This window comes from Nitratireductor aestuarii (genome assembly GCF_014641695.1).
Classification (GTDB): domain Bacteria; phylum Pseudomonadota; class Alphaproteobacteria; order Rhizobiales; family Rhizobiaceae; genus Chelativorans; species Chelativorans aestuarii.
The window spans coordinates 229,460-243,398 of sequence record NZ_BMIF01000008.1; the positions used below are offsets into that span (position 1 = coordinate 229,460).

Genomic DNA, 13,939 nt, shown 5'->3' on the forward strand with positions numbered 1-13,939 from the left:
GGGGCTATCACGCATTCCTATCTATGCGGTCGAACAGAAATTTCTGCTTCCATTCCCTCTACAAGTTGACTCGGGACTTAGTCCCAGAAAGGAGCAGGCGATGACCAGCATTGCCACCAATACCATGCCTATTGTGGACGAGCTTTCCCTCCGGTTGCGGGATTTTCATCGCGCGCTCATCACGGCCGAGGCTGGAGATGATCCGAGCCTGAAGAACCCGTACACGTTCCTGTTCGCAGTACTCAATGATCCGCGCTTTGCGTGGACCGGCAGGCTTTCGCAGCTGATCGTCAAGCTCGATGAAGAGGCTGCCGAGGGTGAGTTGACCGGGGCGGAGCATCTTTGCGGATACAGGGATGAGGTCAGCAGGCTTCTCAACGAAGGCAAGGATGGAGACGCCGAGTTCCGCCTCCGCCATCTGATCGCGCTGCAGAAGGATCCTGATGTGGCGCTTGCCACCGGTGCTCTTCGAAGGGTGCTCGCTCGCATTCCTGCCACGCAGGAGGCTGCACCGCTGGTGCACTAATTACTCGGTAGTTCGAATAGGAGCCGTCCAGTGCCAGAGCGCTGGGCGGCTCTGTCGTTAGAAACATCCGACCGAGCGCAATTTTGTTGCTGTGTGAACCACTTCCTTTTGTCTAATCGATAATAATTGCCACAGGTAGAAAGCTGCTATTGCCGAGGCTTCGCTGGGCCATTATCCCAGAGTCCGTCGCAGGGAGCGCGACGGAGAGCAATCAGGAATTGAGCATGACCAAGTGGGTTTACAGTTTTGGAGATGGCCGGGCCGAGGGCAGGGCGTCTGACAGAAACCTTTTGGGCGGCAAGGGTGCGAACCTGGCTGAGATGTGCAGCCTGGGTCTACCCGTACCTCCCGGTTTCACCATTACCACTGAGGTTTGCACCTATTATTATTCCAACGAGCGCAGCTACCCGGCCGAACTGACGGCGCAGGTTGAAGCAGCACTCGAGGAGATGGGCAAGATCGCGGACCGCAAGTTTGGCGATCCCGCAAAGCTGCTGCTGGTGTCGGTCCGTTCCGGCGCGCGCGCATCCATGCCCGGCATGATGGACACAGTTCTCAACCTTGGCCTCAACGACGAGACGGTTGAAGCGCTTGCCAAGGATTCCGGCGATGCCCGCTTCGCCTGGGACAGCTACCGCCGCTTCATCCAGATGTACGGCAACGTGGTGCTGAACATCGACCACGACATTTTCGAAGAGATCCTGAGCGACGAAAAGGGCCGCCTTGGCTATGAGCTCGACACCGAGTTCACCGCTGACGAGTGGCGCGAGGTTGTTGCGCTCTACAAGGAGAAGGTCGAGGCCGAGATCGACAGGCCTTTCCCGCAGGATCCGCGCGAGCAGCTGTGGGGCGCCATCGGCGCCGTCTTCTCCAGCTGGATGAACCCGCGTGCGATGACCTATCGCCGCCTGCACGACATCCCTGCAAGCTGGGGCACTGCCGTCAACGTTCAGGCCATGGTGTTCGGCAACATGGGCGAGACGTCGGCAACGGGCGTTGCCTTCACGCGCAACCCGTCGACCGGTGAAAAGGCGCTCTACGGCGAGTTCCTGGTCAACGCTCAGGGCGAGGACGTGGTTGCCGGTATCCGCACGCCGCAGTCCCTGACCGAGCGCGCACGCCTTGAGAGCGGTTCCGACAAGCCTTCTCTCGAGAAGGTGATGCCGGAAGCCTTCGCGACATTCGTTCAGGTTGCCGACAAGCTCGAGGCCCACTATCGCGACATGCAGGACCTGGAGTTCACCATCGAGCGCGGCAAGCTCTGGATGCTGCAGACCCGTTCGGGCAAGCGCACCACCCGCGCCGCGCTGAAGATCGCCGTGGACATGGCGAACGAAGGCCTGATCACGCATGAGGAAGCGGTCTGCCGCATCGATCCCGCGTCGCTCGACCAGCTCCTGCACCCGACGCTCGATCCGGATGCGCCGCGCGACATCGTGGGTACCGGTCTGCCGGCTTCTCCAGGTGCTGCGACCGGTCAGATCGTGTTCTCGCCGGATGAGGCGGAAGAGCTCAAGTCGCACGGCGTGAAGACCATTCTGGTGCGCGTCGAGACAAGCCCTGAGGATATCCACGGCATGCATGCGGCGGAAGGCATTCTGACCACACGCGGTGGCATGACAAGCCACGCGGCTGTCGTGGCACGCGGAATGGGCAAGCCCTGCGTTTCCGGTGCCGGCGCGCTCCGCGTCGACTACAAGGCCGGGACCATGCTTGCGCTGGGCCGCACCTTCAAGAAGGGCGACATCATCACGATCGATGGTGCTTCCGGCCAGATCCTGGCGGGCAGGGTGCCAATGCGCGAGCCGTCGCTCTCGGGTGACTTCTCCATCATCATGGAGTGGGCGGATGAAATCCGCCGCATGAAGGTTCGCGCCAATGCCGAGACGCCGCTTGATGCGCGCACCGCGCGCAAGTTCGGCGCGGAAGGCATCGGCCTCTGCCGCACCGAGCACATGTTCTTCAATGACGAGCGTATTCTCGCCATGCGCGAGATGATCCTGTCGGACAAGGAAGAGCAGCGCCGCATGGCTCTCGCCAAGCTTCTACCGATGCAGCGCGCTGACTTCATCGAGCTCTTCGAGATCATGGCCGGCCTGCCGGTGACGATCCGCCTGCTCGACCCGCCGCTGCACGAGTTCCTGCCGAAGACGGAAGAAGAGATCAATGAAGTCGCGCAGGCGATGGGCGTCTCCGCCGACAAGCTCAAGGAGCGCACGGAAGAGCTGCACGAGTTCAACCCGATGCTGGGCAACCGTGGCTGCCGTCTCGCCATCTCCTATCCGGAGATCGCCGAGATGCAGGCCCGCGCCATCTTCGAGGCCGCCGTTGCCGCCGCCAAGAGCACCGGCCAGCCGGTGATTCCGGAGGTCATGGTGCCGCTGGTTGGCGTTGCTTCGGAGCTCACCTACGTCAAGAAGATCATCGATGATGTGGCGAAGGAAGTGCTGGCCGAGTCCGGTGCGGAGCTCGACTACCTCGTCGGTACGATGATCGAGCTGCCGCGCGCAGCCCTCACCGCCGACACGATCGCCAAGGAAGCCGAGTTCTTCTCCTTCGGCACGAACGACCTGACCCAGACGACGTTCGGCATTTCGCGCGATGATGCTGGCCCCTTCCTCGAAACCTACCGCAAGAAGGGCGTCATCGAACAGGATCCGTTCATTTCGCTCGACGTCGATGGCGTGGGCGCGCTGGTGAAGATCGCAGCCGAGAAGGGACGCTCCACCCGCGAAGGCATCAAGCTCGGCATCTGCGGCGAGCATGGCGGCGATCCCGCTTCCATCTCCTTCTGCGAGACGGTTGGCCTCGACTATGTATCGTGCTCGCCGTTCCGCGTACCAATCGCCCGTCTGTCGGCAGCGCAGGCGGCCTGCCGCAACAAGTAAGCTTCTGGCGTGATCCAGAACAGAGCGCCGGCCTCAAGAGCCGGCGTTTCTGTATCTGGGGCCTGACCGGTGACGACGGACCGGAAAATAGGTACTTGTTGTTTGAACGGTATCCGCGGAGTTTGCCCATGATCGTCGATCGCGCCATGAAACTGGAACGCCAGCGGACATCCCTCGCGGGATGGTCGAGCAGGACGGCTTCATTTGCGATCGTGCTGTTGATCACAGCCTGCGTTGCGCACGGATTCGGACTGCTCCTGACGATCCCGTTTTTCTGGTCGCTCGTCATTGCAGGTGGACTGGCAGTGCTGGCGCTTCTGGCGGGCGTCGGTGCGCTGTGGCGCATGTGGCAGTACGGGTTGACGGGGTTAGGTGCAGCAAGCTGGGGCGTCTTTGCGTCGCTGTTGCTGCTGCTGCCTTATGGGCTGGCCGTGGCGCTCTATATCACGCGTCCAGCGTTGACGGATGTCACCACTGACGTGGTGTCGCCGCCCGAATTCGTGCTCGCGGGAAAGCTGCGGGACGAGGCGATGAACCCTATAGAGCCGCTGAGCCAGGCGGACGGGCTTCAGCATATGGAGTCCTATCCGGAACTCACCGGCCGCCGCTATGAACATTCACGCGAACAGGTGCTCAATGCTGTTCTGACATTGCTGCAGGGCAGGGGCTGGAGCCTACTCACGCCTGCACCGATCGATGAAGCAGAGGGGACGGTCGTGAGCATGACGCTCGAGGCGACGGCAACGGGGTTCATCGTTGGCATCCCGTTCGATGTGGCGATCCGGATCGAGGATCGGGGCGATGCGACGTTTGTCGACATGCGATCCGTCTCACGCTACGGCCCGCACGACCTCGGCATGAATGCCCTGCAGATCCAGTGGTTCCTGAAGGATCTCGATCAGGCGCTGAGCGAAGTAGGCAGTTAATTGGTTAGATTAACATAAACTCCGACCGGATAGACGGCTGGCCCTCGCAGGCGACGCGTCCGCGTGTGACCAGATCTTCCAGATGCGCGAAGACGGAGGAAGCGGCAGCGCGATGCAGGCGCGGGTCGGTGTCGCGGTAGATGGCCGCGACGATTTCGGCGATCGTGCGGTCGCCTTCGGAGAGCCGCTCGAGGATCGCACGCTCACGCATCTTGCGGTGTGCCTTCAGGCCGCGCAGGAAGGTGGAGGGCTTGGTGACGGGTCCGCCGTGTCCCGGCAGCAGCAGGGTGTCGTCGCGCTCGAGCAGCCTGTCCAGGGACGCCATGTAGTCGGACATGGAGCCATCGGGCGGCGAGACGACAGTGGTGGACCATGCCATGACATGATCGCCGGAGAAGGTGATGCCTGTGCCTTCGAGCGCGAAAGCGCAATGGTTCGAGGCATGGCCGGGCGTGTGGATGGTGCGCAGGGTCCAGCCGTCACCTTCGATCAGCTGGTCATCGACAAGGGCGATATCGGGCACGAAGTCGCTGTCACCGCTGGCATCGAGCTGCGCCATTTCGTCGGAGGCAGGGATACGCGACGGGCGGTGGGGACCAAACCCAACGGTCGGCGCTCCGGTCGCCTCCCTCAGATGGCGGGCGAGGGGCGAGTGGTCACGGTGCGTGTGGGTGACGATGATGTGGCTTACGGGACGCGAACCGATGGCGGCCAGCAGCGCCTGAAGGTGCGCTCTGTCCTCCGGACCCGGATCAATGATTGCGAGCGAGCTGCTCCCAAGGATGTAAGTGTTGGTGCCGTGGAAGGTGAAGGGGCTCGGATTGTTGACGGTCATGCGCTGGATGCCAGGCGCGACGTCGACCGCTTTTCCGTAGTGGGGCTCGAATTTCAAATTGAATTCCACGCTAAAGCCTCCCGTTTGCTGATACGGCCTATTGCATTTTCTCTTCCAAGTGAACCTTTTTCATGGCGGCTCTCGGGGAGAGACTTTCTTATTCGCCCGCCATGAGGCGTTGGCGCATGACGCCTGTTGGAATGCAGGAATTGGCGTGCGAATCCTCTGGAACCGCCAAGCCTATCCACTATGGTGTCAGCGGGTGGCGCTGTCTGAACTCAGGAGAATTGCATGACTGTGCTGGTGACCGGCGGTGCGGGATATATTGGCAGCCATATGGTTTGGGAGCTTCTCGACCATGGCGAGGACGTAGTGGTTCTCGACCGGCTGTCGACCGGTTTCGACTGGGCTGTTGCGGAGGCGGCCGAACTTGTCGTGGGCGACATTGCCGACCAGGAGCTGGTGGAAGACATCATCAAGCGGCATTCGGTGGATTCGATCATCCACTTCGCGGGCTCGATCATCGTGCCGGAATCGGTGGCGGATCCGCTCGGCTACTATCTGAACAACACGGTGAAATCGCGCGCGCTGATCGAGAGCGCGGTGCGGACAGGCGTGAAGAACTTCATCTTCTCCTCGACGGCTGCAGTCTATGGAACGCCGGAGGAAAGCCCGGTCAACGAGCAGGCGCCTCTGCGGCCGGAATCTCCCTACGGCACGTCGAAGCTGATGACGGAAATCATGCTGCGCGATACGGCCGCCGCGCATGATTTCCGCTACACGGCGCTGCGCTATTTCAACGTCTCGGGTGCCGATCCGCAGATGCGGACGGGCCAGTCGACCAAAGGGGCGACGCACCTCATCAAGGTCGCCTGCGAAACCGCGACCGGCAAGCGTCCATCCATGGACGTGTTCGGCACGGACTACGAGACGCGAGATGGTACCTGCGAGCGAGACTATATCCACGTCTCGGATCTGGTGAATGCGCACTACCTCGCCCTTAAGCGCCTGCGCGACGGCGGTGACAGCATGGTTGCCAACTGCGGCTACGGCCGTGGTTCGACGGTGCTCGAGGTGATCGAGGCGGTGAAACGCGTTTCGGGCGTGGATTTCCCCGTGGTCATGAGCGGCCGCAGGCCCGGTGACGCCGTGGCAATCGTGTCGCGGCCGGACCTCTGCAAGGCTGAGCTCGGCTGGGTGCCACGCTGCAATGATCTGGAGCTCATCATCTCCCATGCGCTGGAATGGGAGAAGCAGCTGGCGCTGCGCAACCGGGTGTAGGGTGGGATTGCGGGGCTGAATTCAGCCCCGCCAGACGGTCCGGAACATCAGCCAGAGATCGAGGCGGAGCGACCAGTTCCGCAGATATTCCGCGTCCGATTCGGCGCAGCGGCGCGGGTCCGACATGTCGATATCGCGAACCTGCGCCAGCCCGGTGATGCCGGGCTCAATCTGCAGGACGCCCAGGTTCCGCCGATGCAGAATCAGTTCTGCCTGCTCCGGCAAACAGGGGCGGGGGCCGACGAGCGACATGTCACCCCTGATCACGTTCCAGAGCTGCGGAAGCTCGTCGAGCTTCGTCTTCCGTAGAAACTTGCCGATCGGCGTTATGTAGGAAACCGGCGCTTCATGCGTCGGCACCGAAGGGCTTCCCTTTCGCATGGTGCGCAGCTTGTAGCAGAGGAACCCACGGCCCTCCTTGCCGACGCGCATCTGTGCGAAGATCGCTGGGCCTGGCGACGTTGCGCGGATGAGAATCGCACACACTGCCATTACCGGCGCGAAGACAATGATTGCTGGCACAGCCAGACAGAGGTCCATCAGGCGCTTGCCGCGCAGATGCAGTGCTGAGGGCTGTTGGCTGGTTCGCGGCAGACGCAGAGAACGCTCATTCTGATGCGGATTCATGCGGAGTATCGATCACCCGCGCTCCAAGCCGCGGGGCTGCCTTGAAAAAACTGCCTGTCCTGCGTCTCCAGAAGGTCGAACAGGAGCCGCCGGATCGCATCGGGGTCGTAGCGGTCGATGGCCTTCTCCAGCTGGTCAATCCGAAGGGGAACATCCTCCAGAGGAACTTGAGATGGCGCACCGCGCAGGATCTTGGAATGGCGGGTGCGCGTGATCGAGCTCGGATCGTAGAACAGCTCTTCGTTGAGCTTTTCGGCGGGATGCATGCCGATGGTCACGATTTCAATATCGCCGTCCGGGTTCTCATCGTCCTTCACCGTGAGACCCGCCAACATGATCATGTCTTCGGCGAGATCACGGATGCGCACGGGTTCACCCATGTCGAGAAGCAGAATGTCGCCGCTTTCCGACAGGGCTCCCGCCTGGACGATCAGCTCGGCGGCTTCGCGGATAGACATGAAGTAACGGGTCATGCCCTCGTCGGTGAGCGTGATCGGGCCACCCTTGGCGATCTGTTCCTTGAACAGGGGAACCACGGAGCCGCTGGAGCCGATGACATTGCCGAATCGCACGCAGGAGAAGACGCGACGCGGATCCTGTTCCGCGGCGAGCGCTCCAAAGTAGTGGACGATGATTTCCGCCCAGCGCTTCGTGGCGCCCATGACACTGGATGGCCTGACGGCCTTGTCGGAGGAGATGAGGATGAGTTTTTCGACGTTCAACGCACAGGCTTCGCGCGCGAGATGGAAGGAGCCGAGGACGTTGTTGCGCACGCCTTCCACGTGGTTGGCCTCCACCATTGGGACGTGCTTGTAGGCTGCGCAATGGTAGATGGTATCGACCTTATGGGTCGTGATCGTATGTCGCAGAAAGCCGGCGTCGCAGATGGAGCCCAGTGCTGGAATAAGCTCGAAGTCGCCATAGGGACGCAGCTCACGCTCGATCTGGTAGAGGCCAAGTTCGTTGAAGTCGAGCAGCACCAGCTTGGAAGGTTTCAGCTGGGCGACAGCGCGACTGAGCGCAGAGCCGATGGAGCCAGCCGCGCCGGTGATCATGATCACGCGGCCCTGGACAGGCTCACGCAGAAGCTCTGGAATGGCAGGGACCGGCGGGCGGCCGAGGAGATCATCAATGTCGATGTCACGGATGTAGCTGACCAGGTATTTGCCTGCAGCAAGATCGGCGAGCGGTGGCAAGACGCGGATCTTTACCGGGAGACGTCCGACATTGGCGACGAGCTCGCGCTGGGCGCGGACGCCGGCGGTCGGAGAGGCGATGATAACCTCCCGGATGCCAAGCTGCAGGATTAGTTCCTGCAGGTGTTTGCTCGGATAGATCCGGATGCCGATGACATCCATATTCTCCAGGCTTGGGTCGTCGCTGACGAAGGCAGCAACCTGGAATTCGGATGTGGCATGGAGCGAGTTCGCGAGCTCTATTGCCGGTTCGCCGGCGCCATAGATGATGACGCGCCTGGCGTTCTTGTCCGTACCATGCCGTTCCGTCAGGAGCCATTTGGCGACGAATCGGGTGCCTACGAGCGCGGCGAAGCTGCCCAGCCAGTAGACCAGTGCGATTGTACGCGGGATACCTCCAGCGCCAAAGGACAGGGTTATATAGACCAGACTCACCCAAACCATAGTGGACACGGTGACGGCCTGAAGAACTGTCCAGATCGTGTATCCGCTCAGATACCTCAGTATCGTCCGGTACAGGCCCATGGACGCAAAGATCGGCAGGGCCGTTGCGGGACCGGCCAGAATGAAGAGGGTCTGTTCGAAGTTCGGGATGTAGAATCGGTCAAAGCGTAGGCAGAAACCAGCCCAGATGATCAACATCAACGTAACCGCATCGACGACGAGCAAGACAAGCTGCTTCGTCCGCCGGGACCGCGATTGAAGCCAGTTGCGGACTTTAGTCATAGTGGTGCCCTAAGAGAGATGATTCTCCCATGTAAGCCCCCGAAATTCGTTCTATAGCGAACGGCTCAGAGTGCAACTGACCATTCCACAAACGGGACTTCACAAAAAATAATCGAGTGTTGCCGCTGCCTTGGTGGCCAAACCGAAATACGCGTTGCGTTGGAACGAGCGGCCCGCTATATGGACCGACGTTGCCGTTGGGGCGTAGCCAAGCGGTAAGGCAGCGGTTTTTGGTACCGCCATTCCCTGGTTCGAATCCAGGCGCCCCAGCCATGCTTTCCATCCATGCGCTATCTACATTCATACGTGCGGTATGAATAACCGGTATGTCACAAGTATGGACGCCGGTTGCACAAAAGCACCATTACTCCAAAAGTGGTAGCCCAGACGCAACAACGCCTTCCGCGCATGGAGCGGAAGGCGTTGAGAATGCACGGAAAATTCAGGCAATCGCAATGATTGCTTCGACTTCAACCTTGGCGCCGCGGGGCAGGGCCGAGACTTCGAAGGTTGCGCGCGCCGGATAGGGAGCGGTGAAAAACTCTCCGTATGCAGCGTTGATTTCGGCGAAGCGTGAAAGCTCCGTGGTAAGAATCGTCGTCTTGATGGTGTTCTTGAGGCTTGTTCCCGCTGCTTCCGCAATGGCTGCAATGTTCTTCACACACTGGCGAATCTGTTCCGCAGCATCCTCAGAATTGAACTCGCCAGTTGCCGGATCGAGCGGCAACTGGCCGGAGACGAACAGAAGGTCACCGTGGCGGATCGCCTGGGAGTAAGGCCCGATCGCCGCCGGTGCGTTAAGTGTTTCTATCTGGTTCATGAGCCAACCCTTTCAAAAGCCGTTTCCGGGACCTTCTCGCAAGTGGCGGAGAAAGTTGCAACAGGATGGCGCATAACGAGCGGCATTGGTGTTGTGAAAAGGTGCCGCCCACCTATGCAATCAAGGGTCTTGGAAGTCGCGCTCCAGGCATGTGGAAGGGGAACTGTGAGTCTTGCTCTTGGATATACGCCGCCAGAGGACCTGTCGGCGAAGAAGTCCCTCACCCCAAAATGCGGCGATGTGGCTTGGATTTCAAACAGACGATACAGCGCCCGTGCGCTTAATCGATGAAACAATTGGTGTGAAGGTGGTTTCATGCCAGATTACTTTATCAATACGCATTGATTAGCTCGTAAACTCTGTATCAAACCTCTCTAAAACCATTTATATTTGCTCAAAAAAATAGAAACTAGAAAAAGATTGTATATCTCACCGGGAGTGGTGTATGTGCTCCTGGCTCTCTTACCAAGAGGGCGGCGATTCCCGATCATGATAATTTAGCACGATATTTTATATAATGGTTATTGTACATATATTGGGTTCTTCTCTTACCTTGTTCCTCAAGGCGTAGATATTTGAAAAACCTTGCAATTCACCATCAGCGGACTGTTGGTGCGATTGCTCACATCAAATGAATGAAGACAGGCCGTTGAAGATGCTCGCGAGCGGCCAAGCCGGTGTGGCTGACCCAGATGAAGGTAACATCGCTCATCGACGCATGGTTCGCTTCAACCTGTTTGGTCGCATCGCTAAGCACTGTGCACGGACTCTAACCCTGAGCTGAACTTACTAGGGCGGAAATGGCAGCTATAGCTTGGTTTATCCCTCAATTGATCCAGGGGTCTGGTGGGCACCGCACGATTCTGGCGCATGCTCATGCGCTGGAGGTATCGGGCCACGACTGCACAATATACCTTGAGGGTTCAGGGGAGCATTCAAGAGCTTCGGCGTTGATTGAAAAGCTGTTCGGCTACAAGTTCGCCAATGTGCGCTATGGATGGCGCGGGGCTACAAAGGCCGATGTAGCGGTTGCCACCGTATGGTATTCAGCGGCATTCGTCCGGGATCTCCCTTTCGACTGCATCAAATGCTATTTTGTGCAGGATTACGAAGCGTTGTTTAACCCCATGGGCGACGCTTACTTGCTGGCAGAAAACTCTTATCGATATGGTCTGATCCCAATCACCATCGGTCGCTGGCTGAAGCACGAACTGGCGAAACGGTTTCAAGTCCCTGCGTTTCACTTCGATTTCGGCGCTGATCACAGCATTTACAAGGTTCTGCCGGAGGTGCAGCGGAGCTTGTCGGTGTGCTTCATATATCAGCCGGATAAACTGAGAAGATGTTCCCGTCTCGGAATTGAAGCCTTGGGCATCGTGAAACACAAGCGTCCAGAGTGAACATAATACTATACGGATCCGCCGTCGCCGACAGAGACTACGTCTGGTTCGAACACGAACATCGTGGATTGATGAGTCTGGAAGAATGCAACGCGCTCTACAACGAATGCTCGGTAGGGCTTTGTCTAAGCTCTTCCAATCCCTCCAGAATTCCTTTTGAAATGATGGCCTCTGGCTTGCCCGTGGTCGAACTGTGGAGAGACAACAATCTTTACGACGTCCCGGATAAGGCCGTAAGCCTCAGCGAACAGACGCCCGAAAGCATTGCCGAGAATGTCCTGCGTTTACTGGACGATCCGGCCGCGCGAGAGACAATGTCGCATGCAGGAGTCGCCTTCATGCGCAATCGCTCCCTTGCCAGCGAAACCGGGAAGGTGGTCTCTATCATAGAAGATCTAATTGAGGGTGTCAGGCCAGAGCTGACTGCTGAGCCGCGCCTGTATCGTCGCAAGCCCGTGGTCGCAGGCAGAATGGTTGCCGATCTGCCGCCAGAAATCTCACGAATTCTGACAGTTCCAAGAAACAGCTATGTCAACACCTTTCCGGATCCAGTGCGCCGCGCGCTCCTATGGAGCATGCGGAAGGCACGCAGAATGCTCCAGGCTTACTGACGCGGATGTATAAGCTACGTACGATTGACGTTTGGGATACACTGCTCAGACGTAGAAGCCATCCCGATTTTTCAAAATTGCACACCGCGCGAGCCATTTATCTAGGGCTTGGACAGATGGTCCGTGACGAATATCACGATCATTGGAGTATTTACCGTGAACGATGCAAGATCGAAGGAACATTCGTTGCTGAACGGGAATATGGTGAGTACTCGCTCGATGAGGTTCTGGAGCTTCTGCTCCAGCGTGTTATGCGTGAGTATAATGCAGTCGACATCGAGAAGTATAGGCGCATTTACAGTGCGTCAGAGCAATCATTTGAATTACGAAACACCTACCCAGATCCTTGTATCGAAAGATTTTGCGGGGCATGGCCTGCGGATGAAACGTATTTCTTGTCGGACTTCTACATGAGTGCCGATGCTATACAGAAGCTATTGGATCATCATGGGATTGCGAGATTTGTCAAAGCAGGGATCAGTTCGTGTGACGTCGGCTTCAGCAAGCGGCGCGGCCAGTTATACGAGCAAATTCACACTCTATACGGTGTAGAGCCGAGAGACCATGTGCATATTGGGGATAATTTCGAAGCTGACGTGTTGATGGCCCGGAAAATGGGTGTTCACGCGGTTCATTTTGAGCCCAAGAGCGCACATTCGGAGCGTATTAGAATTTCAGAATACCTGAATAATAGAACAGCTTTGTTCTCACATATCGCTCAGGAAGTTACCAAGAATGCTGAGCCGCGGCTGCAATCGCTCTCGGGTGCGCAAAGAACGGCCTACGAGCTTGGTCTGCACACGGCACCATTGTTTGTCGGTTTTGTTATATTCATCGCAGAGCAAGCGCTAAAGAATAAGGATGAGAAGGTATTCTTCTTCACCAGAGAGGGTGAATTCTTTCTGCGGATCTGGAAGGCGTTATTTCCCGATAACGAGATTTCCGGGTTGGAGTTGCCTCTCCCGGATCTTCTGGAGGTAAGTCGGTTAGCAACCTTCTGTGCGTCACTTCGGTCGGTAAGTGTTGGGGAGTTGAGGCGCGTATGGAACCTCTATTCGACTCAATCAATGGACGCGTTGCTAAAGACCCTGGGGCTTCGTCCGGATGAGTTTGCAACCATGCTGGCTCGGTACAATCTGACGCTGGATGAAAACATCGTTCATCCGTGGCAGGACAATCGCGTTCGTGCGTTGTTTGCCGACACTGCGTTTACCAGCAGTATAGAGGCGAAGGTTGAGGCCGATAGAAGGCAGCTCGGAAAATACCTGGATTCGAAGGGCTTTGGCGCGGCTGCCAACAGCGCTGTGGTGGACATCGGGTGGCGGGGTACGATTCAAGACAACCTGGGCTATGTTCGTCCGCAAACCCGGCTGACGGGGTATTACCTTGGTTTGCAGACGTTTCTTAACGAGCAACCTGCCAACTGTGCAAAGCGTGCGTATGGTCCCAATGGGAATGAGGCGACCGACCACCTGGATCTTCTGAACGTCGTTTCCTTGCTGGAAATGCTATGTAATTCGCCCAATGGCTCGGTGTCGGGTTACGGTGAAACGCATGAAGGTCAGGTGCATGCAATCCGCATCGTCGATGACGCGGAAAACAGAACGTTTGAACAGTTTGTTTCGTATTTTCAGGAAGCGGTGCTTCAGGCGGCGTCGGTTTATGCGACGTACATCGACAATCATGTAATTGTCAGTTCCGAATTAAGGGAACGGGCCTGCGAGATCTGGGGAAAGCTGATCGGGGAAACTCATCAAGATCTGGCCCGAGCCTACATATCATTGAGCCACAACGAACTGTTCGGCGTGGGAAAGTTTATCGACAAAAGTCACGTCCCTAGTTTGAGGGATATCTTTCAAGGCCTTTTTAGCCGCTCGCGGCGACACGAAGTGGTTCAATACATACGCCAGACACAGTGGCCTCAACTGATATGGGCCAGAAAAGAATTAAGCTATATTCATAGACTGTCTCTCGTTCTGCTTATGAAGGCGGCTCTCTTTTATAAAGTGAGGCGCAGGATATATGGCAGATAACCTCGCGATCATGGAAGATAACGACGAACTTTCATTGCAGGGCGGGGCGCTGAGATCGGTCGCATTCGTC

11 protein-coding genes and 1 tRNA gene are annotated in these 13,939 nt (G+C 57.9%); 8 read left to right on the top strand and 4 right to left on the bottom strand.

Annotation, left to right across the window (positions count from 1 at the left end; translation table 11 throughout):
- The first annotated feature begins 100 nt into the window (after positions 1–100).
- The 3 genes from IEX27_RS14255 to IEX27_RS14265 all read left to right on the top strand — a co-directional run bounded on the left by IEX27_RS14255 (position 101) and on the right by IEX27_RS14265 (position 4,340).
- The gene (locus IEX27_RS14255; protein WP_188721734.1) at positions 101–526 is read left to right on the top strand and encodes a hypothetical protein; all 426 of its coding nucleotides are present in this window, start codon (positions 101–103) and stop codon (positions 524–526) included.
- 224 nt (positions 527–750) lie between these two features.
- Complete coding sequence (gene ppdK, locus IEX27_RS14260) at positions 751–3,414, top strand: pyruvate, phosphate dikinase (RefSeq protein WP_188721735.1); 2,664 nt, start codon at positions 751–753, stop codon at positions 3,412–3,414.
- Positions 3,415–3,542: 128 nt separating this feature from the next.
- Positions 3,543–4,340 carry a DUF1499 domain-containing protein gene (locus tag IEX27_RS14265; protein ID WP_188721736.1) on the top strand — a complete coding sequence of 266 codons (798 nt, stop codon included), beginning with the start codon at positions 3,543–3,545 and terminating at the stop codon, positions 4,338–4,340.
- Between the two features lie 4 nt (positions 4,341–4,344).
- Here the strand turns inward: IEX27_RS14265 and IEX27_RS14270 are convergent, their stop codons facing one another.
- Positions 4,345–5,244 carry an MBL fold metallo-hydrolase gene (locus tag IEX27_RS14270; RefSeq protein WP_244630376.1) on the bottom strand — a complete coding sequence of 300 codons (900 nt, stop codon included), beginning with the start codon at positions 5,242–5,244 and terminating at the stop codon, positions 4,345–4,347.
- A 222-nt stretch (positions 5,245–5,466) separates the two neighbouring features.
- Between IEX27_RS14270 and galE the strand changes: the two genes are divergently transcribed.
- Entirely contained in the window at positions 5,467–6,456 is a 990-nt protein-coding gene (galE, locus tag IEX27_RS14275) for a UDP-glucose 4-epimerase GalE (protein ID WP_188721737.1), read from the top strand.
- 21 nt (positions 6,457–6,477) lie between these two features.
- Here galE and IEX27_RS14280 read toward each other — a convergent pair whose 3' ends face one another.
- Positions 6,478–7,083: a sugar transferase gene (locus IEX27_RS14280; RefSeq protein ID WP_188721738.1), complete on the bottom strand. Its 606-nt coding sequence runs from the start codon at positions 7,081–7,083 to the stop codon at positions 6,478–6,480.
- The gene (locus IEX27_RS14285; protein ID WP_188721739.1) at positions 7,080–9,005 is read right to left on the bottom strand and encodes a polysaccharide biosynthesis protein; all 1,926 of its coding nucleotides are present in this window, start codon (positions 9,003–9,005) and stop codon (positions 7,080–7,082) included. The genes IEX27_RS14280 and IEX27_RS14285 overlap by 4 nt, the downstream gene beginning before the upstream one ends.
- Before the next feature lie 198 nt (positions 9,006–9,203).
- Here IEX27_RS14285 and IEX27_RS14290 point away from each other — a divergent pair.
- A tRNA-Gln gene (locus tag IEX27_RS14290) sits at positions 9,204–9,278 on the top strand.
- A gap of 169 nt (positions 9,279–9,447) precedes the next feature.
- On the opposite strand, the gene IEX27_RS14295 is transcribed toward IEX27_RS14290, so the two are convergent.
- Positions 9,448–9,825, bottom strand: coding sequence for a RidA family protein (locus tag IEX27_RS14295; RefSeq protein WP_188721740.1), 378 nt, complete (start codon positions 9,823–9,825; stop codon positions 9,448–9,450).
- 800 nt (positions 9,826–10,625) lie between these two features.
- On the opposite strand from IEX27_RS14295, the gene IEX27_RS21215 reads away from it, so the two are divergent.
- The 3 genes from IEX27_RS21215 to IEX27_RS14305 all read left to right on the top strand — a co-directional run bounded on the left by IEX27_RS21215 (position 10,626) and on the right by IEX27_RS14305 (position 13,869).
- On the top strand, positions 10,626–11,225 hold the full coding sequence (locus tag IEX27_RS21215) for a hypothetical protein (RefSeq protein ID WP_210315539.1): 600 nt from the start codon (positions 10,626–10,628) through the stop codon (positions 11,223–11,225).
- The gene (locus tag IEX27_RS21220) at positions 11,222–11,836 is read left to right on the top strand and encodes a glycosyltransferase (RefSeq protein WP_373869884.1); all 615 of its coding nucleotides are present in this window, start codon (positions 11,222–11,224) and stop codon (positions 11,834–11,836) included. Before IEX27_RS21215 ends, IEX27_RS21220 begins: the two co-directional genes overlap by 4 nt.
- A 116-nt stretch (positions 11,837–11,952) precedes the next feature.
- The gene (locus tag IEX27_RS14305) at positions 11,953–13,869 is read left to right on the top strand and encodes an HAD family hydrolase (RefSeq protein ID WP_188721741.1); all 1,917 of its coding nucleotides are present in this window, start codon (positions 11,953–11,955) and stop codon (positions 13,867–13,869) included.
- The last annotated feature ends 70 nt before the right edge of the window (positions 13,870–13,939 follow it).